The organism is Lysinibacillus sp. BNK-21 (genome assembly GCF_048684915.1).
Taxonomy (GTDB): domain Bacteria; phylum Bacillota; class Bacilli; order Bacillales_A; family Planococcaceae; genus Lysinibacillus; species Lysinibacillus capsici.
In genome coordinates, this window is the sequence record NZ_JBLQTS010000001.1 from 1,513,912 (window position 1) to 1,540,461 (window position 26,550).

The following is a 26,550-nucleotide window of genomic DNA, read 5'->3' on the forward strand; positions in this document are numbered from 1 at the left end:
TAAGTATCTATTTAATGTTGGGTGTTTATTTATTATTTATTACTTATAGCACTTCATTTTTAGGTATAAAAATAAAAAAAGAGAATGAACAATGGCTTGTAACAGATTTTTATTATAAAGACTGGGCAGCAGAACGACAAATAACTCCTGGAGATAATGTAGTAAAAATCGATGGAAATAAAATAAACGACATTCCATTTATAAAAAGTGAATATATTATCAGGGAAGCAAAGAGTTTAACCATAATGCAACCTAATGGGAATTTGGTTCACATCCAAATAAAACCATTAGCTATTCCTGAGTATTTTTATTTTGTTTTTATAGTACCAACGTGTTACTTTTTCTTAACTTTAATGATTTCATTATATTTATATTTTAAACAAAGAAATACGCCATTATTGGATTTATTGATATTGTTTATATTAACTGTATCATTAGCATATGTAAGCTTAGGTGCCTCTGGTATCTTAAATAATTTTGGAATTATTGTTAATCGCGGTAGTATGCTACTCTGCCTAGTTCTTTTATTACATTTTTTAAAAGAGTATTTTAGCTTTCTGAATATAAAATGGCCGTTGTTAAAAAATATTAAGGTATTATATATACTTCCTCTAACTGTAGTAATTCTAAGTATCTTCGGTATAGTCTTTGACGACATTCATTCTCTAGTTTCAAGTATTATTTTGGGCATATTTTTCTTATTACTAGTAGCCATTCTTAGCATTATGATTATTAGTTATATTATATATAGAGTGCCAAAACTTAAAATACTTATTAGTAGTATTATTATTCCATTTATACCTTTCTTATTTCTATATGCGTTACCTGAGACTTTTTTTCATAGGCAAATTCTTTCGGCAGATATAAGTTCCATATTTCTTTTACTAATTCCATTCAGCTTCATTTTCACACAACTCACTGAACGTATTTTTGATATGGAGTATTTCATTTCTCGATTGCGTTATTATTTTAATTTCTCATTTGGCTTTACGATATGGCTGTTAATCGGTTTATATTTATTTGCAGATTTATCAGTTTCGCGTATGACGGAGATTTTCTTTTTTGCCTTTCTATCGTTAATGGCGTTGTTCTACATTAAAGAGCGGATTGATTATCGTAAGCGGAAAATTTTATTTTCTACAAAAGGCGACTACATCCACCGCTTGTATACGACCGTTGAGAGTATTGGTAGAGTGGTGAAAATTGAGGACTTATTGGAGAAATTTGTACAGGAGGTTGTGGTTCAGCTTGAAATGGAAAGTGTGTATGTGCTCACATATGATTTTCAAACACATCAAGTTACCTTAACAAATAAATCCAAAGAATACACGCAGCATCAAATAGATGAGGTACTAGTCGAACGATTAGGCTTGGGAGATATTAAAAAGACAGATCATTTCTATATCGCCTTTATTCATCAGGATGTGAACTATAAACGAATCCTTGTTGTGGATCATAATAAAACGATTTATCTCAAGGACGAGGAGCTGCTATGGCTAGAATTATTGCTGCTCTATTTAAATAATTTTATCGAAAACACAAAAATGGTTGAGGAGCTTTTAAATCAGTTAAAGCATATGAAAGAAGCCGATAATCGACAGCTACCATGGCTCAATAAATTACTCTGGCTAAGGTTCGAGGAAGAAAAATATCAGTTAGCACAGGAACTTCATGATACGATTTTACAAGAACAACTGCACATTGCAAGGGAAATGGATGTCCTCATGCATACCAAAGAAAAAGAGGAGATCCCATCTAAACTTATAAAGCTTCATGAACATATGATTATCTCTCTGAATGATTTGAGGGGCTACTGCGAAAACTTAAAGCCACCTCTATTAGATACATTGGGCTTAAATGCAGCCCTTGAAAAATTAATACAGAAAATTCATAAACGGGCTAATTTTGTTTTGATATATACGATTGACCGCCTCTATTTAGAGGATGAGCGTTTAAATTTAATGATTTATCGACTGTTTCAAGAATTATTAAACAATGCGTTAAAACATTCCTATGCTAATACAGTTGAAATACATTTATTGGGCACCGAAGAGGGATTCCAAATTTTGTATAGCGATGATGGTGTGGGTTGTAATATAGATGATATTCTACTTGCCGATTCTATGGGCATACAAGGCATGCAGGAGCGCGTTCAAGCTTTTAATGGGAAATTCGCATTAGATAGCAAAGTAGGAGAAGGGATGACGATTCGTATCCAAGTAAGTGAAACCCAACATACGAATCCCTATACCTATAAGACCCTGACCCGACCAACTTATATGATACGAGGATAACCAGATGAAGCGGAAGCATAAGTGCATATATATTTTTTTTTAACACCTTTTAATCTCTTCGTAGAGGCTACGAATGTGGGTTAGAAGGCTTTTGTTTGAAAAGTATTTATTTATAATCAAAAATAATAAAACGTTATCAAAAAAATATTATTTGTTAAATAGTAAATCAGGAAAAAATACACTTTTTAGAGTATTTACCTAATATTCAAGGAAATTATGGCCATATGACCGATATAATTCAGGAGAAGGATTGAGGAGGTCAATAGATTTGAATAAAAAATTATTTTTAACAGCAGCAGCTATTCCTGTTGCACTTATCGTTCCCACTGTAGCAGGTGCGGCCGAAACAGTTTCAGTCACTGGAGAAAATATTGTCAATGCAACATTAAAAGTAGAAAAATTACCAAATGATTCAATCGTCAATGCCTATCAATGGTATTATCTAGAGGAAATTACTGGTGAAGAGGGTTCAACAAATAAGCCCATCTCGGGAGCAACATCTATTTCCTTAAAAGTGCCTGTTGAAGCAGCTGGAAAAAGTATTTTTGTGGAAGCAACTACGACAGACGGTAAAAAATTTAAAAGTGCGCCGCGCACTATTCAGCCATTAGAGCTCGATATCACCATTCCAACGTTAGAAGGTCAATCCGCTGGTTTTGTAGCACCTGGAGAAACAGTGAAAGTAGCTGGTATTACTGTAACTGATAAGAATGGTGCAAAATTGCAAAGTGATCAAATTACATATAGTTATCAATGGTTTTATAAATTAGGTGATAACTCCTTTACTATCATAGAGGGAGCTGCAGGTAGTACATATACGATTCCGAAGGATGCCATTGAAAAGGATATTAAAAATATTGCTGTCACTGTCAAAGCAAAAGTGGGTCTTTCTTTTGCGGAATCTAAACTATCTGATACCATCACAGTCTCTAAACAACCCACTGATACTTTAACGAAAGAGATTAAAGCTTTACTGGTCAATGATAATAAATACAATGTATCAAGCTTAGCAGAATTTAGTGCTAAAGTTGCGGAACTAGAAAAAAACTATCAATCCTTATCAGCGGCAGCTAAAGGTAATGTGTCTAATTATGATGTCTTAAAGCGAGCACTTGCTGATGTTGAATTAATAACTAAGTTAAATGAAAAATGGAGCAAAATAGAGACTAGTAATGAAAAAGAAATAAAGGAACTAGAAGAGGCTTATAATAAGCTAGATCTGTTACAGCGTAGCTTAGATGTAGATGAGACCCTATATACGAGCATTAAAAAACTATTAAACGAGCCAAATGATCTTGAAGAGATAAAAGAGGTCAGAAAACTCAATCAAGCTATTATTAATTTATTATCTTATGAGAATTCACTTGTAAAATATGTAGCTTCGGATGTTGATTCCTTACAAGCGAGCGTGAAGACAATCGAAGCGGATATTGAGAAATTATCACAAAGCTACCGAGCCGCTGTTCAAAACCAAGCAATTTTGTCTGAGGCTAAATCGGATATTAAAAAGGTCGAGCAATTCATTAAATCATTTGATAAATTAGCTACAAATAGTACGCCTAATAAACAAGTGACGACTGCTAAATCAATCCGTACAGCCTATGAAAAATTAACGTATAAACAATTAAAATTAGTGCCAGATGTGTATGTGCAGCGTTTGACTACAGCAGAACGTGCAGAAGAAAGCCAAATTATAAATTTAAATAATGTTATAGATAGCTATATTAGCGATGATGTTTATCCGTTCAATCCGTCTGCTGGTTCATGGCAAAGTCATGTCAATAATGTTAATCAAATGATCAAGGAATATAAGAGCTTAACAAAAGTCTCAGCAGCACAAATTAATGGCTACGATAGTCTTGTTACCTTACAGAAAGATTTAAAAGCAGCTGAAAAAGTAATTAAAGATATGGATGCCTATCAAAAATTATCTGCAACAACTGGTGTAACGGAAAGTAAACTTAATTCAAGCTATACAGGTACTTTAAAAGCTTATAATAATCTTACAAATTTACAGCAATCACTTGTATATAATGCTGAAGAATTTTTACTAAACACGCCAAAGATTTCAGTTGATGGCAATGGTAAAGTGCCTACTGATAAAGCAGCAGCAGAGGCGTTAAAGGCGGATATAGCCAAATTTGCGGATGTTACGAAATATTCATTCAATCAATTAGAAACCGCTGTTAATACAGCTTCTGAATCCTATAAAAAATTGTCTTCAGCTGCAAGAAAATACGTGACAAATTATTATTTATTAACAGCAGCAAATAAGGATATTACAGGAGTAAAATCATTCTATAAAAAAATACAGACTGCTAGAGAAGAAACAGATGCTGCGAAAAAGGCTAAAAAAATTGAAACAGTGCAAAAAGCTTATGCGAAATTACCTGCGAATCAGCAGCATTTAGCAAAAGAACAATATGAAGCTTTATTAAAAAATCAAAATATAGATGAAAATGCATCGAAAATTACACAGCTAAATAATGATATTGCCACAATTGTTTCCAATAATCTCTATGTCGTAACGATTGAACGTATTAAAAATCTTTCTACACAATATAGTAGCCTTAGTTCAAGTGAGAAAAAACTGATTACGAACTATGATATTTTAAAAACTGCGCTTGCAGACGTGAAAAAAGTGGAAAGCTTTATGAAGACCTATGAGAAATCCTTTGCTTCAAATCCAAGCACTGTGATCAAGGCATATGAAAAGCTTACATCTAAACAAGTGAGCCTGATTGATGCAGGAACTAGACAATTGATCATTGATAAGCAAAAAGGACAACAGCAAACGAATGAAAATGCATTGTCATTAATTGAATCCATCAATTCACTTCTTGTAAAAGGTGAGTATATCGATGGTTTACAGGAGAAAGTAAGTGAAATCCGTAAAGCCTATGATGCTCTGAGTGATGCTGATAAGAAGGTTGTTAAAAATTATTCGAAGCTCACGCAAGCAGAGGGTGATTTGAAGAAGGTTGAAGAGGTGCATGCTATATACGAACCAGCAGGGAGCAGTAATAATGCTGCACGTAAAGCATGGCAAACAGCCTATGGAAAGCTCTCTAAAAGATTAGAGTTACTCTATACAAACATGTATCCAACCGAGCAATAATTATTACTTCCAGATGGCCTCGAACATTTTTCGAGGCTTTTCTTTATACATAAGATTTGTCTAGTAATTTGATTGTCCGCTATACTATGTACAACAAAGGAAGAAATTTTTTACATAAAGATTGTAGTTTCACAAAGAAGGTAGGAACAAAAGATGTATAAAATAGGTGTTGTTGGTCCCATTCAATCCGTTGAAAGAATTATTGCCTTAGCACGAGAAATCGAACAGGATATGGAATTTATTCCGTATATATATGAAGTGGCGACAGAAACAAAGCATCTTGTGGAGACACATAATCAGGCTGTCGATTTCTGGTTGTTTTCTGGTTACATCCCTTATAAGCTTGCCAGTCAAACGAATGTATCCAAAGATAAATTGACCCATATTATTTTTTCCGAAGCGGCTATTTATCGGGGTTTTTTAGAGCAATCCTATCAGCAAAAAAAGTTTATAGAAAATGTTAGTATCGATATTATTCCTTCGCCTTCTCAAATGGCTTCAGAAAGTCTTGCAGAGATTCAGCATAATGTCCATCATATGTATTTAAAGGAATTTGATGTCGCTATTGATCCACAAGAGCTATTTGATTTCCACTATAGTCTTTGGCAGGCGGGCAAAATTGATTTTGCGATTACTTGTTATCCCTCTGTTGATGAAGAACTGAAGAAACGAGGCGTTGCATCTTATTGGGTTTCCCCGACAAAAACAGAAATTTATCATACAGTTCAGCTTTTTACAGAGAAGATCAAAACGTCCTACTATAAAGAGACACAAATTGGTGCAGTCATGCTTGAAATTAAGGACTTTGATTCATTAAAAGAGCGCATGAAGCAAGGCTATCGTATTCAATATTTAGAATTGCGTACGAAGGAAAATCTACTACAGCTCTGTGAACAGATTGATGGCTCTCTTATTGAAGAGGGGAATGGTAAATATACGATCTTTAGTACAAGAGGTGCGATTGAAGGGCAAATACGATTTTTACAGGAAAAAATGTATCAGTTGTCGATTGAAATGGAGACGAAGGTGACAGCAGGCATTGGCTTTGCTCAAACAGTGTTCAATGCTGAGTTACATGCTCACCGAGGACTAAGACAGACGAAGGAAAACGAGGCTATTGACATCGTGATGATACAGGATGATGGCACCATTATTGAATCGGTAGGGAATGTAGAAGAGCTATCCTATTCCTACCGAGCAGAAGACCCTTATATTTTAGAAAAACTAAAAAAAGGGAATATTAGTATTAAAACCTATATGAAAATCCATGCACTTGTACAAAAAATGCATTGGAAGCATTTTACGACAAAGGATTTGGCGTCACAACTGCAAATGAGCGAGAGAAATGCCCAACGAATCGTAGCAGATTTATGTAATGTAGATTTAGCGAGAATTTGTGGGGAAGAATTACAGCATACTCGAGGCAGACCTATTAAAATGTATCAACTTGTCTAAAAACAAAAATGTCCCAAACCAATCAATGGTGTGGGACATTTTTTTATGCTTTTTGAAGCCTTAAATACTGATAAATTAATGAATTTAGCGGTTATTTAGGTAAATAATATGGATTTACGAAGACGATTATCTATTAGAAATTTTCAAAAAAATATTGTCTTTTTATTGAACTTTGATTATTATACGAATATATAACGAAAATGTCGGTATATAAAAGGGGATTTACGGACAAGGGGGCAAGCATATTCAAGAATAGTCGTGGCAATAAAGAGAGATTTCTATATATGGGAGGGATATGAATGACAACAAATGAAATAACGAAGAAATCTAGAAATGTCATCCTTGCACTTTTATTTTTAGGCTGGTCTTTAGGGAATTTAGATCGCTATATTATGAACTATGCAGTAGTTTCGATTACAGGGGATTTGCAACTGGATGCATCTTCAACGGGTATTATTTTAAGCGCTTTCTTTTTAGGCTATGCCATTATGCAAATACCAGGTGGCTGGCTTGCCGATAAGTTTGGCGCAAAACGAGTTTTATTAATGGCTGTTATCACGTGGTCTATTTTTACGGGCCTAACGGCTATTGCTTGGTCTTTAACAGCAATGATTGTGATTCGCTTCTTATTTGGCATTGGTGAGGGTGGTTTTCAGCCATCAAGCTCTAAAATTATTGCTACGATTTTCCCAAAAGAGGAAAGAGGTAGAGCGATGTCCATCATGCTTACTTCTGGTGGCATTGTTTCACTCATCGTCCCTTTGCTAGCTGCTTATTTATTAGGAACGATTGGCTGGCGCATGATGTTTATCATCATTGGGGCCATTGGGGCAATAATTGCCTTTATATATTGGAAATACATTCAACTCCCGAAAGATGAGGCAGCTACAGCTGGAACAGAAAATACTACGAACAAAGTGAATTTTAAAGAGTTACTGAAAACACCCCTAATGTGGAATTTAATCATTGCTTATTTTTGTATTTATGCAGTGAACTGGGGATTAGTTTCTTGGATTCCAACATATCTTCAAAAAAATCGAGGCTTGGATTTAATGTCCATTGGTTGGGCGCAAACAATACCTGCGATTACAACGATAATTGGTGTATATGGTAGTGGCTATATCATTGATAAGCTACCAAAAGGTATGGAGAAAGTGTTAGGCTCCATCTCCTGCGCAGTCATTGGTCTTTTATTGTATTTAATGTTTACTGCCAAAACAGTGACGTTATTTATTGGTTACCAAACAGTCGTTTCGATATTTATTGCGTTTGTCATTACATTACTACCTGTTATTGTACTCAAGAAATTACCTTCTTCTATCACAGGTTCTGCAATGGGGATTGCCAATACAGGGGGACAATTAGCAGGGTTTGTTACACCGATGGCAATTGGATTTATGGTGGATGCCTTTAATGGCTCCTTTGATGCAGCCTTTTGGATGTTAATTGGCTTTGCGCTTATCTGTATTGTGTCGCTTGTCACACTAAACGACCAAAAAGGAACATTGTTAAAAGCATAATGAAATTGGAGGGACAAATATGAGTTATCATGAGAAAATTTCAACGTTAATTGAAGCAAAACAGCAAGCTACAGTAGCATTAAGCGATGTGATTTGGGCTGTGCCCGAGCTTCATTTTCAAGAAAAGAAATCGATGGAATATATGAAACAGGCACTAGAAAAAGAGGGTTTTCAAACAGAAGTCGGTGTTGCGGATCTTGACACAGCGCTTGTTGGAACTTATGGTTCTGGCAAGCCTGTAATTGCCTTTTTAGGTGAATATGATGCGCTTCCAGGCTTGAGTCAAAAAGGTGGGGCGACACAACATGAGCCTCTTGTGGATGGTGGAAGTGGACATGGCTGTGGTCATAACTTATTAGGTACTGGCGCATTCGCAGCTGCTGTTGCTGTAAAGGATTATTTAGAGCAAAATCATCAGTCAGCAACAATCCGTTTTTACGGTTGCCCTGCAGAGGAGAATGGATCTGGTAAAGCTTATATGGCAAAGGCTGGCCTTTTTGATGATGTTGATATCGCGATCTCTTGGCATCCAGGTACGTTTTCGACTGTGATGACGTGTAGTTCTCTAGCAAACTATGCCGCAACGTTTAAGTTTACGGGCAAAAGTGCTCATGCCGCAGCTGCACCACATCTTGGACGAAGTGCTTTAGATGCTGTTGAGCTTATGAATGTTGGGGTAAACTACTTACGAGAACACATCATTCCAGAAGCGCGTGTGCATTATGCCATTACTAATTCTGGTGGAACTTCGCCAAATGTAGTTCAACCATATGCAGAGGTAACGTATCTAGTTAGGGCACCTAAAAAGCAGCAAGTACAGGAAATTTATCAACGCGTTGAGAACATTGCAAAGGGTGCCACAATGATGACAGGGACGTCAGTGGACATTGAGTTTGAAGGTGCTGCTTCGAATCTTATTACAAATAAAACACTTTATGATGTGATGTATCAACAAATACTTGAAATTGGTATGCCAGACTATACAATAGAGGATGAACAGTATGCGCAGGCTATTTTCAATACGTTTACACCAGAAGTACAAGCAGCTTCATTAGTGGGCTTGCGTAAAGAAGATGCCAAGCTATTACAAGGAAAAGTGATTGCTGATCATGTTCCAGGCATGCTACCTGAATTTATTATGGGTGGCTCTACAGATGTTGGAGATGTTAGCTGGAACGTACCAACCGTACAGTGTACAACTGTATGCATGGCATTAGGGACACCATTACATACATGGCAGGTAGTGTCTCAGGGAGTGACCCCAATAGCGCATAAAGGAATGCTACAGGCTGCTAAAATTATGGCTTGTACAGCCTTAGCGTTGCTGGATAATCCTCTATACATTGAAAAAGCGAAAAAGGAATGGCAAGAACGTCTAGATGGTGAAACATATCAATCTTTAATTCCAGAGGGAACACAGCCACCTAAGCGCTAACAGGATAGAGTCTTCATAGGAGAACTATGAAGGCTCTGTTTTTGCCTCATTTTGAAAGGAGAACGCGACATGTCAACACAACCCAATCATCATCATCTTCTAGCACAGTGGGTATCACAGTATCGTGCAGCTACCAAAGAAGGGCAATGTGCTAATTATATCCCTGCTTTAGCCAAAAAAGATCCTAATCAATTAGCTGTGGCGATTGTTGGGACTGAAGGCCACGAAATCAAAGCGGGAGATACCGAAGAACTATTTACCCTTCAAAGCGTTTCCAAGGTTGTTACCTTTATTTTAGCCTGTATGGATCGAGGCTTACCATATGTTTTAGAAAGAGTAGATGTTGAACCAACAGGAGATACCTTTAACTCAATTATTCGCTTAGAAAGTCATCAGCCAGGTAAACCCTTTAACCCGATGATTAATGCTGGGGCTATTACGGTATCCTCCATGTTGGCTGGTCATTCTCCACAAGAGAAGGTCACAAAGATTCTACAATTTTTAGAACAAATCATAGGCAAGCAATTGAGTATCAATGAAGAAGTATTCCAGTCAGAGTGGCAAACGGCTAATCGTAATCGAGCATTGGCCTACTACTTAATGGATTCAGGGTTTTTAGATTGTCCAGTAGAGGCGGCGCTTGAGGTTTATTTGAAGCAATGTGCAATTGAAGTCAATGTATCAGATTTAGCCATGATTGGCCTAGTTATTGCGAATGATGGCTATCACCCACTGTTAAAGAAACAGCTATTCCCAAAACAAGTGGCAAAATTAGCGAAGGCTTTGATGGTAACGTGTGGTATGTACAATGCCTCAGGGAAGTTTGCGGCATTTATTGGTCTACCTGCCAAAAGTGGTGTATCAGGTGCGATTCTTGCGGCTGTTCCAGGACATGCAGGCCTACACTCGCCGTTTCCTACTGGCTGTGGTATCGGAATTTACGGACCAGCGATTGATCCAATAGGAAATAGTGTGGCAGGTGTACAGTTGCTGAAACAGCTAGCAACAGAATGGGATATGACTATTTTTTAATAAGTAGAAGATGATTTCAGCGCTTAGTCTGAAGTCATCTTTTTTTCATTTTATAAATAATAAATAAAACGATAAACCAAATTGGTGTTAACAGCAGTGCTGTACGCGTAGCCTCAGAAATAAACATCACCATTAATAAAAAGGCGAAAAACGCAAGCACGACGTAGTTGATAAAAGGTGTCAGTGGTGCTTTGAAGATTGAAGCTTCATGTAAAGCACGTTTTTTTCGTTTGTAGATAATGTGCGAAATGATGATAATGCTCCACACCCATATAAAACAAATTGCACTAATCGTCGTCACAACACTAAAGGCGTTCTCTGGCATCAACTTACTTAACAGAGCACCAGCTGATACAACAATAGTAGAAATAACGAGTGCATTACTTGGTACACTGTTTTTGTTGAGTTTGGCGAATGCTGGAGATGCCTGTTTATTGTTACCAAGATTATAGAGCATCCGACTTGTGGAGAATAACCCACTGTTACCTGCTGAAGCCGCTGAAGTAAGCACAACAAAATTTATAATACCAGCTGCAATCGGTATACCTGCTAATGTAAACACTTGGACAAAGGGGCTGCTTGAAGCAGACATCTCATACCATGGGTTAATACATAAAATGACAAATAATGCCCCTACATAGAAAAGTAAAATGCGAAATGGAATTTTATTAATGGCAGAAGGAATATTTTTTTGAGGATCTGCTGTTTCAGCTGCTGAAACCCCCACTAATTCCACACCAACAAAGGCAAAGACAACCATTTGGAAGGCCATTAAAAAGCCGTATATTCCATTTGGGAACATGCCTCCATGTGCCCACAGGTTTTCAACAGATACTGTTCCTGAGCTAGTTTGAAAGCCAGTTACTAGCATAATAAGACCAATAATAATAAGTGCTACAATTGTAATAACTTTAATAATAGCGAACCAAAATTCTAGCTCACCAAAAAGCTTAACAGTTAATAGATTTAGTAGTAATAACAATACGAGGCAACCAATGGCTGGCACCCATTGTGGGATATCAAACCAATATTGTGTATAAACCCCCACCGCAATAATGTCTGCCATCGCAGTCATAATCCAACAGAACCAGTATGTCCAACCGGTGATATAACCTGCCCAAGGCCCTATGTATTCGGATGCGAAATCCGTAAATGAAGTGTAGCCTGCATTGGATAGTAACAATTCACCTAAGGCACGCATCACAAAAAATAGCGCTGTCCCTACAATTAAGTAGGCTAGGATGATCGAAGGCCCTGCTAAGGCAATAGCTTTTCCAGAGCCTAAAAATAAACCAGTCCCAATTGTTCCACCAATGGCAATAAGCTGTACATGGCGATTTTTTAAATCTCGTTTTAATTGTTGCTGTTCCACGTTAATCCCCCTCAAAGATGCATAAAAAACTATGACTGGAAAAATAAAAAGAGACTAGTTGTGACACTAGTCTCGGAAAAACGTCAGAATAACAAATACCATTTATTCGCAGATGTCTACATGAAATGGTGTAGCATCGCTTATAAAAGCTGTATTACTCCTCTGTCCTTTTGCCTGAGATAGTGAACCCTTCGGCGACGCAATGTGCGCTCTCTCCAGAACTGCTCCTGCTATAGTTTGATCCATAGCATTCATAGCTTATTAACTTGATAATGAATTATTATTGTAAGATATTATACATCCTAACAGTGCTTCTAAAATTATTCAACAATAAATTTTAACTATTTTCAGAAAAATAGAAGAATAGGGTTCGTAACTGGCATATCTCTAACGAAAAATAGTATTTTTGGTCATACAAAGTGTTTCGTGAAGGAGTTTTTAAATATGAGGTGGTTTATTGGAAGAGTGCTCAACGTAGCTTTCGAAGTGCTCAAACATAAGTGAAAACCGCTCCAAAAAGACATCAAAGCGCTCATTTTTATGAGGACCCGACTCAAGTAGCGAACTCGTTCAAAGTAGATTTTGTATCAAAAAAGGGGACTATAATGCGTTTTGTTGCTTTACTTTTTTATTTTAATGACATGAAGCTCGTACAGCATCATTTGAAATAGATATAATATAGTAGAAACTCTGAATTTTTTAAAAAAGAAGCCGTCTCATAGTACTTTGAGACGACTTTTTTTGATGAGAGCATTAATATTTTTTTGCTTTTATTTTACCTGTCCAAGTTTTGAAACCACCTTGAAGTTGGTAAATTTGGTTGTACCCACGTTTTTTAAGAAATAGTGCAGCACGTGAGCTACGGCCTGTATTTTGACAGTATAGATATACTGGTAAATCTGGGCGGATTTCTTTATAACGTTGACGTAGTGTTGTCGAAGGCACATTTCGTGCACCAAGAATGTGACCAGCATCAAATTCTTTTTGCTCACGAACATCGATCAGCTGGGCTTTACGATAGCCTTCTATGAATTGCTCTTGTGTTAGGTTGGTTACGGCTTTTTTGAGTCGTAGTGCATTAATTCCGATATATGCAATTGTGACTACTAAAACGACACCGATTGTGATAAGTATGTCCAAGATTTTCTTACCCCTTTCTATCTTCTCTATTATTATAAAAGATGCGCTAGCGATAGTCCAATGAGTTTGATAAAATTAACTAGGTTGTAGCGAATTCGCTTTTTTCGTTACACAAGCAATCGTTCGCAATTTGAACTGTAGTATAATATTCGTTAAAGTTGACCCACAGGTGGGGCCTGATGGATCATTTTATATTTGTAGGAGATGAGCATATGACAACTTGGTATTTTTTAAATTCAGGGAAATGTAGTCCTTCTTTTAATATGGCACTAGATGAAGCCTTACTTGATTGGCATAGTGAGGGGTTAATTCCACCAGTAATTCGTTTCTACGAGTGGGAGCCTGCGACATTATCCATTGGTTATTTTCAACAAGCTAAGAGAGATATTAATTTAGATGCTGTGCGTGAACAAGGCTTAGGTTTTGTACGTCGACCAACTGGTGGACGAGCTGTCCTACATGAACATGAGCTAACTTATAGTGTCATTGTGACGGAAAGCTATCCGAATATGCCAGAATCTGTGACAGAGGCATATCGTGTGTTAAGTGAGGGAATTTTGCAAGGTTTCCATAACCTAGGTATGGATGCCTATTTTAGTGTACCTGATACAGAGGAGAAAAGAGCGGACCTGAAGAGTCCAAAAAGTGCTGTTTGCTTTGATGCACCAAGTTGGTATGAACTTGTCGTAGAAGGGAAAAAAATAGCTGGAAGTGCTCAAACACGTCAAAAGGGTGTCATTTTACAGCATGGCGCCATTTTATTAGATTTGGATCAAGAGAAATTATTATCCGTATTTAATTTCTCCAGTGAAGAAGCGAAGAATCGTATGCGTAGAAAGCTACCAGAAAAGGCTGTTGCCATCAACAGTCTTGTAAAAGAGCCAGTGACAGTTGAACAATGTGTGACAGCTTTTAGAGATGGCTTTGCAAAATCGTTGCAAATTGAATTAAAACCATTTACACTTTCTGAGGAGCAATTAGAATATGTCCAAGCTTTAGAAGAAAAAAAATATGCTTCAGATGAGTGGAACTTTAAAAAGTAAAAAATGGTATGAAAAAAATATTTTTTAACGTTCAATCCTAGTCATAACAAGTAGTTCTGAATCTATTAAAAAAAGCAAGAGTTGAATTAAAAAACTATATATAGTATCTTTTTTAAAGACATATACACAATATGTAGTGTTTAACGACACAAGATATTGTGTATTTATTTTGTAATGAAGAAAACAAGGGAGGCTAAACGATGGTACTCACAAATCATCAACCCGAAGTAAACAATCAATTTGAACAGTTAAACAAAGATATTGAACAATTCCCGCAGGTACACCCCGTAACATCTGATATGCATATTACACACAAAGGTGTATCAAGACTTGTCATGATCGATCGCTATTCGTTTAAAGACACAGAAAAGAAAACATTGAAAGCCGGCGACTTTGTTGTATTAACGGTAAAAGCTGATCCGAAATTTCCTGCACGTGGTTTAGGGACAATTCAAAAATTGGACATGTCTACAAAAACAGCAGAGATTTTGATTGAAGAGGATTATCGTAGCGCATTAGACGATCCGCAAGAGCAAGAAACGGGTGTGATTACGCGTTCAATTGACGTGTTAGAAAAGCCTCTTGAGATATTTTATGAACAAATTGCAAAACGAAATGCAACGGGCCTTGCCGCTGTTGAAAAAACACCAGAAAAACGTCAAGAATGGTTTGAAAAATTTTATGAGCAATTAGTATCCTTGAAATTCATTCCAGCTGGACGAGTGATTTATGGAGCTGGTTCTGAAACAGATGTAACTTTCTTTAACTGTTACGTGATGCCATTTGTCGCTGACTCTCGTGAAGGTATCAGTGATCATCGTAAGCAAGTAATGGAGATTATGAGCCGTGGTGGCGGTGTAGGAACAAATGGTTCAACATTACGTCCACGCAACACATTAGCTCGTGGTGTAAACGGTAAATCATCTGGTTCTGTTTCCTGGTTAGATGACATTGCTAAATTGACACATCTTGTGGAGCAAGGTGGATCACGTCGTGGCGCACAAATGATTATGCTAGCAGATTGGCATCCAGATATTGTGGAGTTTATTATTTCCAAAATGCAAAATCCACGTATTCTGCGTTACCTGATCGAAAATACAACGGATGAAACAATCATCCGTCTAGCCAAAGAAAAATTAAACTTCAAGCCACTTTCTATGCAAGAAGAAGCGATGTATCAAGGCATCGTGAATTATAAAAACATTGAAGGCTTAGGTGGATTTGATACAGCGATCATTCGTGAGGCTGAAAATAAATTACGTGATGGTGGCACGTACACTGTTCATAACCCAGAGTTTTTAACAGGTGCCAACATTTCTGTGACATTAACAAAAGAATTTATGGAAGCAGTTGAAAAAGATGCTGACTTCGAGCTTCGTTTCCCAGCTGTTGAAGAATATACAAAGGAAGAAATGAGCGTTTACAACACGAAATGGCATGAAGTTGGTGATGTTCGTGAATGGGAGAAAATGGGCTATAAAGTCCGCACATACCGTACAATTAAAGCAAAAGAGTTATGGAATTTAATTAATGTATGTGCAACATACTCGGCAGAGCCAGGTATTTTCTTCATTGACAACGCCAATGACATGACAAATGCAAAGGCATACGGTCAAAGTGTTGTAGCGACGAACCCATGTGGCGAGCAACCACTTGCACCATACTCTGTGTGTAACTTAGCTGCTGTGAATTTAGCACAGTTTGCGAATAAAGAAAATCAATCAGTTGATTACGAAGCACTACGTGAAACAGTTCGTGTTGGTGTTCGTATGCAGGATAATGTGATTGATGCGACACCTTACTTCTTAGAAGAAAACCGTGTACAAGCTCTTGGTGAACGTCGTGTTGGATTAGGCGTTATGGGCTTAGCCGATTTGCTGATTTACTGTGAAAAAGAATACGGTTCAGAAGCAGGTAATGCGTTAGTCGATGAAATCTTTAAAACAATCGCTGAAACTGCGTATGAGGCGTCTACAGAGCTTGCGAAAGAGCGTGGTAGCTTCCCATTCTTAGTAGGTGCTACAGACGAAGAAACAGCTCGTTTACGTAAAGCCTTTACAGAGACAGGCTTTATGCGAAAAATGCCTGCTCATATCAAAGAGCAAATCTTAGCGACTGGAATCCGTAACTCACATTTATTAACGGTTGCACCAACAGGGTCAACAGGAACAATGGTAGGGGTAGCAACAGGTCTTGAGCCATACTTCTCCTTCACGTACTATCGTTCTGGTCGTCTAGGTAAATTCATTGAAGTAAAAGCTGAAATTGTCCAAGAATATCTGAACCATCATCCAGAAGTAAATGAGCAAGAGCTTCCAGAATGGTTCGTTACAGCAATGGAGCTAAAACCAGAAGCGCATGCGGATGTGCAATGTATTATTCAAAAATGGATCGATTCATCTATTTCTAAAACTGTAAACGCACCAAAAGGCTATACAGTACAGCAAGTTGAAAAAGTGTACGAGCGACTATATAAAGGTGGCGCTAAAGGTGGTACGGTCTATGTTGACGGTAGCCGTGATTCACAAGTACTTACACTAAAAGCAGAAGAAAATGATATGGATCAACTTTCATTTGAAGAGGAATTGGTTGAAGAACATACAAAACGTCCAGTCGTATTAGTAGATACGATTCAAGCGTTAGAGTCAACAACTGTTATTGGCTCAGACGTTGGGAATACATGCCCAGTATGCCGTAAAGGCACAGTCGAAGAAATGGGCGGCTGTAATACATGTACAAACTGTGGCGCACAGTTGAAATGCGGTCTGTAATTAATATTTTAAATTAATTTGTTGTGGCTTTGAAATAAAGTTGCGATCTATATAATGGCAATGAAATACCTCTTTAGATATTTTATCTAGAGGGGTATTTTTCATGTCTAACACAAACAGAACATCTAAAATTATAATTGGCTGTATAACAAGAAGAATTTTTTGAGGTGCAAATTACTTCAATTAGGCGACTCTTGTTGAGTTGTAGGGGAATGTTAGTACAATAAAAAGAAGTGTTGTTAGATACATTAAATAAACTAAATGAAATGATTTTGTGCAGCAATTCATTCAAGCCAGGGGTGGCACTATCAACATCATTGGTGATAACATTCAAGCAAAATAAGATTTTCCTAAGCATGTCTGTAAAGCAACGTGTGCAGACAATGCGGCCATGGAGAACTTCTTTGGCTAAATGTATTACAGAGAAGAATTGATCTCCTACGAAGCGTTTAAGAAGAAAATAGAAAAGTATATCGATTACTATAATAATGATCGAATTAAACAAAAATTGGCCGGCATGAGTTCAGTAAAATACCGAACTTATGCCAGCCAATTAGCTGCATAAATAAAACTCTAACTTTAAGGGGTCACTACCAATATGATCTGACCCCAAAAATATAAACTTTTTTACGAAGCTTTTCGATACTCAACGGGACTTTTTCCGTTGAGTTTTCTTTTAATCCGCTCATGATTGTAATAGTAAATATAATCTGCTAATGCTTTTGTAAATTCTACATAGTTTTTAAACGTAGTTGTGTACAGAAATTCTGATTTCAGAATACCAAAAAAGCTTTCTATTACGGCATTATCTAAACAATTTCCTTTCCGTGACATACTTTGCTTGATTTCATGCGTTGTCAATAACGCTTTAAAACGGGGTATTTGATATAACCATCCTTGATCAGAATGAATGATTAAGCCACTCTTTTTCGATAACTTTGTATACGTAAACGCCTTTTTAAAAGACTGTTGAACTAACTCAAAATTAGGTGATTTTGATACCTCATATCCAACGATTTCTCGATTGAATAAATCTAATACAGCCGATACATAGATTTTTTGACCGTTTATTTTAAACTCTGTGACATCGGTTACCCATTTCTGATTGGATGCAGTGGCTTCAAAATCACGTTGGATGACATTCTCTGCGACATAGCCGACTGTCCCTTTATACGAACGGTATTTTTTAGGGCGTACCGTCCCTTTTAAGCCCAATTCTTGCATCAATCGTTGTACCGTTTTATGGTTGATGAAAAAACCTTCATTTCGGAGGGCAAGACAAATACGACGATAGCCATAACGCCCCTTATGGTGATGAAAAAGTGTCTGGATTCGTTCTTTGATCGCCTGATATTTATCTGGTTTTACCCATTTTTGAAGATGATAATAATACGTACTTTTCTTGATTTTTGCCACTTTTAATAGAGCTTGAAGTGGAAATTCCAGCCTTAGCTCATACACAGCTCTCATTTTTTCTTCGGTTTGAATGCTTCCTTTTCTTGAACTAAGGCTTTCAACTTTTTTAAATAGGCATTTTCCATCCGTAAATACTCAATTTCCGCTTTTAACTCTTCCGTTGTTTTTTCATTTAAATCAGACGAAGGTGGTTGTTTTTTTGGCATTGATTGGTGCTCCTTTTCTATTTGATAGAGCACCTTTCCAGCCTTGGACATCCACTGTTTTTTCCATCTCCGAATGGTTTCACGAGAAGGAATATTAAACTTCGCAGCAGTCTGAAGGAGCGAATCGCCCGTCTCTATCAGGTGTTGAATTACTTTTATTTTAAAAGAATCTTCGTAATTCGTGAACCCTTGAGGACGAATAATTCCTTCAATGCCATGGTATCGATATAATTCAATCCATAATCGAACGTACTGTCGATCCCTCTGTAATCTATTGGCAATCTGATACGTACTTTCCTTTTCTTCAATGTAAGCTAGAACTGCGGCTAACTTTTGTTCATCAGAAATCACTAACTGCACCCCCTATATTAGATTTTTTAAGTCCAATATTTTGGGTGCAGTTCATAGCGTCACAGATGAGACCCTGCAGCGAACGGAAGTGAGTGAAGCGGCTCATCGGACGCCCCCTGGAAAGGACGCTGGCGGAACGGAAATCAACCTCTCACCTTGCAAAGTTACTTTTTCTGCTGTTGACATCATCTTTTTTCAACAACAAAGCTGTCATTTTGTTTCAAAATGGCAGCTTTTTATATACAGCACAATCAATGCTCTTTACATTTAGGGATTACATCAGGAAGGTCTTTTTATTTGATGATAGATTTTAGAAGGAGTATTCTTCAAAATATGGAATTAAAATAAAGTTCGCTAAAAAGATGCATTTTACCATCTTCGAGACTCAGTTTTAGTGGTTTGGCGCATCACTTTATTAATCATTACATGTTTGGAAACAGAATGAACAATAAAAGGAGAGAAAAACATGAGTATAGAAATTTTTAATGGAGAACGATCTGCAGAGAGTGTGCAATTTGAAAAATTATTGTTTTCACAAAGTAATAAAAAGAGCTTTTCTAGTATTGAAAATGCTCAACAATTTATTAAGCAAAGAGGAACAGAAAATATTCACCCCTATGTGATTGGGGAGGATGTCAATTTTTTAAGCGATTTGAAGGAGCAAACATTCGAGGATATGCAGGTTTTTATTTTAAATGACCAAAAGTCTTCATCACAAATGGTGATTCTTTATATTCATGGTGGAGCTTGGACGAATCAACCTTTAAATTTACACTGGTTGTTCATGGATAAAATGGCACAAGCCTTAAATGCAAAAGTTATTGCGCCTATCTATCCAAAAGTCCCTCATTTTAGCTATCAAGATACGTACCCAAAGATGCTCAGCTTATATAAAGAGATTCTAGCATCTATTGAAAGCTCCAATCAATTAACCATTATAGGAGATTCAGCAGGTGGAAATATAGCACTTGGTCTAATTCAACTGTTGAAGCGAGACGGTCTGCCTCAACCACAAGATATTATTTTATTGTCGGCATGTGTTGATATGAGTTTAGAAAATCCACTTATTCAGGAATATGAAGAAAACGATCCCATGTTAGCTAGTGAAGGAATGGAAGTCATAACAAAAATATGGGCAGCTGATAAAGCTCTAAAGGATCCAATAATTAGTCCAATTTATGGCGATTTTCAAGGAGTTGGCAAGATAACTCATTTTATTGGGTCCCACGAAAGCTTATATCCAGATGCAATACAGTTTGATGAAAAGCTAACAGAACAAGGCGTTGCAATCAATACCTTTGTTTATCCTAAGATGAATCATGTGTTTGTTGTGATGCCGATCCCTGAGGCAGTGGATGCGCAACAGAAGATTATCAATATCCTAAGTAAATAATTCACAGAAAAACGTGTTTTGAGCCATTCAAAATACGTTTTTTTCTATATACATTTTTAGCAAGGTTTATTTATTTGTAGATGTTTGAAAAATAAAATTTGTGAATTGCAGAAATCGCAGAAGGATTTGTCAAAATTAGTTGGTGTCTCAAAACAATCAATCACTGCAATTGATTTGGGAAAATTTAATCAATCATTAGAGCTTACCTCCAATATTTTAAAAGCTCCTGAATATGATGGGTGTTTTTTTACAGCCCTACTAGTAAGTAAAAAAAGATTCTAAGTAAGCTAAATTGTACGTTTAACCCCTTTGGATAGGCCTATCTAAAGGGTGTTTTTATTGTTCGCCAGAATCTTTGAGATTACCACTTATTCCTTGATAACGACCAGTTGTCGATAATCCATTTACAACATGTATGGAAAAATTTATAGTGAGGCGTAGAAAGGACAGTGATCATATGAAGGTGGAAATATCGATTGACCCTACATATAAAGAACCCAAAGTAATCATTCTCACAGATAAAATGACTGATGACATTGAGCATCTTATGCAAATTATTACTACGACAGCAGAAAGCACTTTATTAGCTTTCTCCCATAAAGGCGTTGAATTGATCGATAGTAAGGAGATCGTGCGTATTTATACAGAGCAAAAAAAGGTTTGTGTCCAGAGCATTCACGGTGTTTATACGGTACGTTTGCGTCTTTATGAGCTGGAGGAAAAGCTCAATCCTCAAATGTTTCTCCGTATTTCAAATGCTGAAATAGTCAATCGCTACATGATCAAGCATATGGACATTAGTAGAACAGGTACAATCGGAGTTGAATTGAAGAATGGCACGAAAACATACGCTTCTAGGCGTTATGTAAGCAAAATTAAGAAGCAATTAGGAATCTGAGGTGATAAATATGCGAAAAGACATTTTAACACGTATTATTGGTGGATTTTTGATCGGTATAGTAATGGGACAAATTGTGCAATTCTTTGTATCAATGGGCATAGGGCAAGGAAAATATGTTTGGGTGGTGCCAGAATTTCGTGCTTACTTTACAGATGAAATAAGTGCAATAATTACTCAAATTCTATTAACGGGTGTTATTGGCATTACCTTTGCTCTTGCAGCACTTATTTTTGAAATGGCTAGCTGGGGAATGTTGAAGCAATATTTGGTCCACTTTTTCATAACGGCAATGATTTGGATACCGATTGTAACGCTACTATGGATGCCAAAAACAATGGCTAATATTTTTTCTCTCGTAGCCAGCTTTCTCGGAACTTATATTGTGACATGGGTTTTACAATATCGATTTTCACAACGTGACATAGAAAAAATTAATGCGATTCTTACTAATCGAGGTGAAGAGCATGATGATTAACATAAGAGATTTAACAAAGCTTTATAAAGAGCGTGTAGTCGTTAATCAATTAAATTTACAAATCCATCAAGGTGAACTTTTTGCTCTTTTAGGACAAAATGGCGCTGGCAAAACAACCACAATCAAAATGTTGTGTGGGCTCCTTTCACCTACAGAGGGGGATGCCACAATAGATGGAAAAAGCATTGTGCAAAATCCACAGGCTGTAAAACAAGTTATTAATATTTCTCCCCAAGAAACGGCCGTTGCGCCTAATTTAACGGTATATGAAAATCTATTATTATTCAGTCAGATTTATGGCCACGAAAAAGAAAAAGCACAACAACAAGTATATGACAAAATGGCCTTATTCGGACTGACACCACATCAGCATGACAAGGCTAAGACACTATCTGGCGGCTACCAGCGTCGTTTAAGTGTAGCAATGGCTTTAATGTCAAACCCAAAGGTATTGTTCCTCGATGAACCGACTTTAGGGATGGACATACGGGCAAGGAATGATGTATGGAACATATTGAAGCACTTAAAAGGACATGTCACGATTATTTTGACCTCCCATTATTTAGAAGAGATAGAGGCTTTGGCTGATCGTGTAGGAATTATGCATCATGGGCAAATATGTGCACTAGGCACGATACAACAATTGATCAGTGAAACAGGCAAGCATTCTTTAGAAGAGGTATTCTTGGAAAAAACAGAGGAGGCGTTATTGTGAGGGTAGCTGCGTTTGCAACAAGGAATCATAAAGAGATTGTCCGTGATCCAATCACTTTATTATTTGGTATAGGCTTACCAATTCTTTTATTGGGCTTATTTTCTGTTATGCAAAAAAATATGCCATTTGCTTTATATGAAATGAATAACCTAACACCGGGCGTCATTGTATTTAGTTTTTCTTTTCTCACACTGTTTTCAGGAATGTTACTAGGAAAAGATAAAAGTTCATCCTTTTTAATGAGGATTTTTGTTTCTCCTTTGTCTGCCGCTGATTACATTTTAGGGTATATGATACCTTTACTACCAATAGCTCTGCTACAAATTTTTGTTTGTTTAGCTACCGCCATGTTTTTAGGGTTGCCATTTAATAAGTCTATCCTCTTTATGATTCTTGTACTTCTAATAATTTCACCACTCTATATTAGTTGTGGATTATTATTTGGGACATTATTTACAGATAAGCAGGTAGGAGGGATATTTGCCATCTTTGTTAATGTGACAACTTGGTTAAGTGGAACATGGTTCGAATTAGATATGATTGGTGGAACATTTCAAAAGATTGCGCAACTTTTACCTTTCATGCACGCAGTCAATGCAGCTAGGGCTATCTTACATGCAGAGTATGCGAATGTGTTTTATTCACTTATTGTTGTCATTGGTTATACAATAATTATGACAATTCTCGCCATCTTTATGTTTAAGCAGAAAATGCAAGGCAGTACAACATGAAAAAAAGGCAGCTCCGACGTTGGGCTGCCTTTTTTATTAATCATGATTTAATGTCGCAGCGATTTCAGGTTGCTGCTCTACTTGGCGTAGCATATTAAAGGAAGCAATCGCTACTTCTACTTGATCGTCCTTCGGTTCACGAGTTGTTAGTAATTGGAGCCATAAGCCAGGGTAGCCAAGGAAGCGTAACACTGGAATATTACGGCAGGCATTTGTCGCTTGTAAGACTTCAAATGAGATCCCTAGAACAACAGGAATTAATAGAATACGATCTAAAATACGAAGCCACAGTGGATCTGTAGGCACAAAGAAATATAAAAACATCCCAACGAACACTGTGAATAATATGAAGCTACTGCCGCAACGATAGTGTAGGCGTGATTGAGCTTGAACATTTTTTACGGTAATGTCTAATCCAGCTTCATAGCAATTTATCACCTTGTGCTCTGCACCATGGTACTGAAATACTCGTTTAATGAGGGGGGTTAACGAGATAAAATATAAATAGGCTAGCAGTAACAATAATTTAATACCGCTTTCCAGTAAAATTTGTCCCGTTTTTCCTTCAATCCATTTTGAGAAAAAATCAGCTATAAAAACAGGAATTAATGTAAAGGCAAATTTTCCAAATAGAAAGGAAAGAATACCTACTACAGCAACGCCCAGTATCATTTGAAGTTTAGAGCCTTCTTCTTTATGATCTTCCTCTTCACCAGGTGTCACATCATAGCGATCCCCAGCAAATTGCATGTGACGAGAACCTAAGCCAGCGGATTCAATTAGCGCGACAACGCCTCGTACAAATGGGATTTTTTTAAGCTTTTGTAACAAAGGTTTTTGTACTTTTTTGAAATGATAATAATCAATGGAATCATCGTTACGACGAATGGCTGTAACAGTATGTTCCTTTCCTCCGAACATCACACCCTCTAATTGTGCTTGTCCCCCGTATACAGGTGAATTGCTCAAGGCTAACACCACTCTCTTTATATATTTCAACTGTACCATTGTACTAAATTTAGTGAAAAACCTCTACCGTTACGCATAGTAAATTTTCTATATGGCTACACTAATCGTACATTTTAGGAAATAATTAGTGTGCATAAAGGAGAGGTATAGGGTGAAAGTAGCGACAATTACAGCACTTGTCAATGCGCTTGTTTTAGCGCTGTGCTTAAAAGGTTTACATTATTTCCATCTCATTAAATGGCATCCGATAGGGTTTTATAAAAAATGGAATTGGTTTGAAGAAAGCTCCAAATTATTTCAATGGACCTTTTTTATTTTTCTACTATTTATTATCGGCTTATTTTTATACATGACTATGCGCTATGTATATATCATCCCAGCTGTTTTTTCTTCCCTTTTATTAGGTCTATTGGTGACCATCTCATTGGAATGGATTGCTTTAGATTTACCATTACAGCTTACGTCTTTTAAAAAACTGTCGATTCCCTTTATGGTGACCGTTATTTGTTTATTACGTTTCTTGCTTGAAACCGCCAATTTCCATCAGAAGGAACATACAGCACAAAAACAAAGTTGAAGGTACAAAATATCCCCTTCGTTTAAGGGGATATTTATGGCACCACTAGTTGAAATTAGTTGCTGAATGCACGGTGTATGATAAAATAAATGGCAAGTACATAGAAAGAGGCGAATAGAAGCGTGAAGTTATTATGTTTGAATGGACCGAACTTAAATCGACTTGGTAAACGAGAGCCACATATTTATGGACATGAAACATTGGATGATGTTCGAGAAAATGTTCAAAATCTTGCGGCTTCTTTAGGTGCTACAGTTGAATTTCGTCAATCCAATCATGAAGGGGTACTAGTAGATTGGGTGCATGAAGCAGAGGACGAAAAATATGATGGTATTATCTTTAATCCTGGTGCATATACCCATACAAGCATCGCATTGCATGATGCGATAGCAGGTATTTCTGTGCCAGTTATCGAAGTACATATTTCCAATATCCACAAACGTGAGGCTTTCCGACATCATTCCTATCTTGCTCCGGCCTGCCTTGGTCAAATTTGTGGACTAGGTACGAAAGGCTATGAACTGGCACTACGTACATTTATCGAGAGGGAGAATTGATTATGTTGAAATTACAAAAGCTACGTAAAGCACTTCAAGAACAAAGCATCGATGGTATTTTAATTACGAATGGGTACAACCGTCGCTATATGACAGGTTTTACAGGGACAGCAGGCGTAGCAATTGTGTCTCAAAATGATGCTGTATTTATTACAGATTTCCGTTATACAGAGCAGGCTGCTGCACAAATTCAGGACTTCCGTATTGTCAAGCATGAAGCCACAATTATTGAAGAAATTGCTACTCAAGTAAATAATATGGGTATCAAATTATTGGGCTTTGAGAAAGATACTGTAAGCTATGGCACTTATGAACTGTATAAATCGAAGATTCAAGCAGATTTAGTGCCGATTTCTGGGCTAATTGAAAAAATTCGCTTGATTAAGACGGAACAAGAGATTAATATTATTAAGGCTGCGTGTGAAATTGCAGATCACGCATTTACACATATTTTAGGCTTCATCAAGCCTGGTAAAACCGAGCTTGAAGTTTCGAATGAATTAGAATTTTTCATGCGTAAACAAGGAGCAACTCAGTCTTCGTTTGACACGATTGTTGCGTCTGGTCTTCGTTCAGCATTACCACACGGCGTTGCAACGAATAAAGTGATTGAAAAAGGCGACTTTGTTACATTAGACTTTGGTGCGCTTTATAATGGCTATATTTCGGATATCACACGTACTGTGGCTGTGGGAGAACCATCTGAAAAATTGGTAGATATGTACAATACAGTCCTTGCTTCTCAACTGTTAGCACTTGAAAAAGTGGGTCCTGGATTAACAGGTATTCAAGCGGACGCGATTGCACGTGACTACTTAAAAGAAAAAGGATATGGCGAAGCATTTGGTCATTCTTTAGGACACGGTATTGGTCTTGAAGTACATGAAGGCCCTGGCTTATCGATGCGTTCTGATACAGTGCTAGAGCCAGGTATGGCCGTGACGATTGAACCAGGTGTTTACTTACCTGGAATCGGTGGTGTCCGTATCGAGGATGATATTTTAATCACAGAAACGGGTAATGAACTACTAACACATTCGTCAAAAGAACTCATTATTTTATAAACTTTGGAGGAACAC

The 26,550-nt window shown here is 37.1% G+C and carries 22 protein-coding genes and 1 riboswitch; of the genes, 17 read left to right on the forward strand and 5 right to left on the reverse strand.

Annotated features, from left to right (window positions below; genetic code table 11):
- Positions 1-14 precede the first annotated feature (14 nt).
- The 6 genes from ACMGGO_RS07660 to ACMGGO_RS07685 all read left to right on the forward strand — a co-directional run bounded on the left by ACMGGO_RS07660 (position 15) and on the right by ACMGGO_RS07685 (position 10,854).
- A complete protein-coding gene (locus ACMGGO_RS07660; RefSeq protein ID WP_112118808.1) occupies positions 15-2,294 on the forward strand; it encodes an ATP-binding protein in 2,280 nt (759 codons plus the stop codon).
- A 268-nt stretch (positions 2,295-2,562) separates the two neighbouring features.
- Positions 2,563-5,412 carry a hypothetical protein gene (locus ACMGGO_RS07665; RefSeq protein WP_420281746.1) on the forward strand — a complete coding sequence of 950 codons (2,850 nt, stop codon included), beginning with the start codon at positions 2,563-2,565 and terminating at the stop codon, positions 5,410-5,412.
- Between the two features lie 153 nt (positions 5,413-5,565).
- Positions 5,566-6,867, forward strand: a complete 1,302-nt coding sequence (locus ACMGGO_RS07670; protein WP_315061374.1) for a hypothetical protein — start codon at positions 5,566-5,568, stop codon at positions 6,865-6,867.
- 299 nt (positions 6,868-7,166) lie between these two features.
- Complete coding sequence (locus ACMGGO_RS07675) at positions 7,167-8,387, forward strand: MFS transporter (RefSeq protein ID WP_048392272.1); 1,221 nt, start codon at positions 7,167-7,169, stop codon at positions 8,385-8,387.
- Between the two features lie 19 nt (positions 8,388-8,406).
- The gene (locus tag ACMGGO_RS07680; protein ID WP_420281747.1) at positions 8,407-9,822 is read left to right on the forward strand and encodes a M20 family metallopeptidase; all 1,416 of its coding nucleotides are present in this window, start codon (positions 8,407-8,409) and stop codon (positions 9,820-9,822) included.
- A gap of 69 nt (positions 9,823-9,891) precedes the next feature.
- Positions 9,892-10,854, forward strand: a complete 963-nt coding sequence (locus ACMGGO_RS07685) for a glutaminase (protein ID WP_420281748.1) — start codon at positions 9,892-9,894, stop codon at positions 10,852-10,854.
- 34 nt (positions 10,855-10,888) lie between these two features.
- Here ACMGGO_RS07685 and ACMGGO_RS07690 read toward each other — a convergent pair whose 3' ends face one another.
- Together ACMGGO_RS07690 and ACMGGO_RS07695 are read right to left on the reverse strand one after the other, a co-directional pair.
- Positions 10,889-12,226, reverse strand: coding sequence for an amino acid permease (locus ACMGGO_RS07690; RefSeq protein ID WP_349531903.1), 1,338 nt, complete (start codon positions 12,224-12,226; stop codon positions 10,889-10,891).
- Positions 12,227-12,378: 152 nt separating this feature from the next.
- A riboswitch (glycine riboswitch) is annotated at positions 12,379-12,455 on the reverse strand.
- A gap of 524 nt (positions 12,456-12,979) precedes the next feature.
- Positions 12,980-13,366, reverse strand: a complete 387-nt coding sequence (locus tag ACMGGO_RS07695; protein WP_004231073.1) for a rhodanese-like domain-containing protein — start codon at positions 13,364-13,366, stop codon at positions 12,980-12,982.
- Between the two features lie 263 nt (positions 13,367-13,629).
- Here ACMGGO_RS07695 and ACMGGO_RS07700 point away from each other — a divergent pair, with 263 nt between their 5' ends.
- From ACMGGO_RS07700 to ACMGGO_RS07710, 3 genes are all read left to right on the forward strand, one after another.
- Positions 13,630-14,409, forward strand: a complete 780-nt coding sequence (locus ACMGGO_RS07700; protein WP_081010955.1) for a lipoate--protein ligase family protein — start codon at positions 13,630-13,632, stop codon at positions 14,407-14,409.
- Between the two features lie 200 nt (positions 14,410-14,609).
- Positions 14,610-17,180, forward strand: a complete 2,571-nt coding sequence (locus tag ACMGGO_RS07705; protein WP_066036346.1) for a vitamin B12-dependent ribonucleotide reductase — start codon at positions 14,610-14,612, stop codon at positions 17,178-17,180.
- Between the two features lie 412 nt (positions 17,181-17,592).
- The gene (locus ACMGGO_RS07710; protein ID WP_081010949.1) at positions 17,593-17,745 is read left to right on the forward strand and encodes an IS3 family transposase; all 153 of its coding nucleotides are present in this window, start codon (positions 17,593-17,595) and stop codon (positions 17,743-17,745) included.
- A gap of 62 nt (positions 17,746-17,807) precedes the next feature.
- Here ACMGGO_RS07710 and ACMGGO_RS07715 read toward each other — a convergent pair whose 3' ends face one another.
- Entirely contained in the window at positions 17,808-18,650 is an 843-nt protein-coding gene (locus tag ACMGGO_RS07715) for an IS3 family transposase (RefSeq protein WP_066038259.1), read from the reverse strand.
- Positions 18,647-19,153 carry a helix-turn-helix domain-containing protein gene (locus tag ACMGGO_RS07720; protein WP_066038258.1) on the reverse strand — a complete coding sequence of 169 codons (507 nt, stop codon included), beginning with the start codon at positions 19,151-19,153 and terminating at the stop codon, positions 18,647-18,649. Before ACMGGO_RS07720 ends, ACMGGO_RS07715 begins: the two co-directional genes overlap by 4 nt.
- A 466-nt stretch (positions 19,154-19,619) precedes the next feature.
- Between ACMGGO_RS07720 and ACMGGO_RS07725 the strand changes: the two genes are divergently transcribed.
- The 5 genes from ACMGGO_RS07725 (at position 19,620) to ACMGGO_RS07745 (ending at position 23,368) form a co-directional block, all read left to right on the forward strand.
- Positions 19,620-20,546: an alpha/beta hydrolase fold domain-containing protein gene (locus ACMGGO_RS07725; RefSeq protein WP_420281749.1), complete on the forward strand. Its 927-nt coding sequence runs from the start codon at positions 19,620-19,622 to the stop codon at positions 20,544-20,546.
- 457 nt (positions 20,547-21,003) lie between these two features.
- Complete coding sequence (locus ACMGGO_RS07730) at positions 21,004-21,444, forward strand: LytTR family DNA-binding domain-containing protein (RefSeq protein WP_048392281.1); 441 nt, start codon at positions 21,004-21,006, stop codon at positions 21,442-21,444.
- Positions 21,445-21,454: 10 nt separating this feature from the next.
- Positions 21,455-21,922 (forward strand): DUF3021 domain-containing protein, encoded by a 468-nt coding sequence (locus ACMGGO_RS07735; RefSeq protein ID WP_420281750.1) that lies wholly within the window; start codon positions 21,455-21,457, stop codon positions 21,920-21,922.
- Positions 21,912-22,637 (forward strand): ABC transporter ATP-binding protein, encoded by a 726-nt coding sequence (locus ACMGGO_RS07740; protein WP_420281751.1) that lies wholly within the window; start codon positions 21,912-21,914, stop codon positions 22,635-22,637. The genes ACMGGO_RS07735 and ACMGGO_RS07740 overlap by 11 nt, the downstream gene beginning before the upstream one ends.
- The gene (locus ACMGGO_RS07745) at positions 22,634-23,368 is read left to right on the forward strand and encodes an ABC transporter permease (RefSeq protein WP_420281752.1); all 735 of its coding nucleotides are present in this window, start codon (positions 22,634-22,636) and stop codon (positions 23,366-23,368) included. The genes ACMGGO_RS07740 and ACMGGO_RS07745 overlap by 4 nt, the downstream gene beginning before the upstream one ends.
- A gap of 36 nt (positions 23,369-23,404) precedes the next feature.
- Here ACMGGO_RS07745 and ACMGGO_RS07750 read toward each other — a convergent pair whose 3' ends face one another.
- Positions 23,405-24,376 (reverse strand): DUF1385 domain-containing protein, encoded by a 972-nt coding sequence (locus tag ACMGGO_RS07750; protein WP_048392285.1) that lies wholly within the window; start codon positions 24,374-24,376, stop codon positions 23,405-23,407.
- 112 nt (positions 24,377-24,488) lie between these two features.
- Here ACMGGO_RS07750 and ACMGGO_RS07755 point away from each other — a divergent pair, with 112 nt between their 5' ends.
- The 3 genes from ACMGGO_RS07755 to ACMGGO_RS07765 all read left to right on the forward strand — a co-directional run bounded on the left by ACMGGO_RS07755 (position 24,489) and on the right by ACMGGO_RS07765 (position 26,535).
- A complete protein-coding gene (locus ACMGGO_RS07755; protein WP_048392286.1) occupies positions 24,489-24,914 on the forward strand; it encodes a hypothetical protein in 426 nt (141 codons plus the stop codon).
- A 122-nt stretch (positions 24,915-25,036) separates the two neighbouring features.
- Positions 25,037-25,471 carry a type II 3-dehydroquinate dehydratase gene (aroQ, locus tag ACMGGO_RS07760; protein ID WP_004231111.1) on the forward strand — a complete coding sequence of 145 codons (435 nt, stop codon included), beginning with the start codon at positions 25,037-25,039 and terminating at the stop codon, positions 25,469-25,471.
- Between the two features lie 2 nt (positions 25,472-25,473).
- Positions 25,474-26,535: a M24 family metallopeptidase gene (locus tag ACMGGO_RS07765; protein ID WP_081010950.1), complete on the forward strand. Its 1,062-nt coding sequence runs from the start codon at positions 25,474-25,476 to the stop codon at positions 26,533-26,535.
- Positions 26,536-26,550 lie beyond the last annotated feature (15 nt).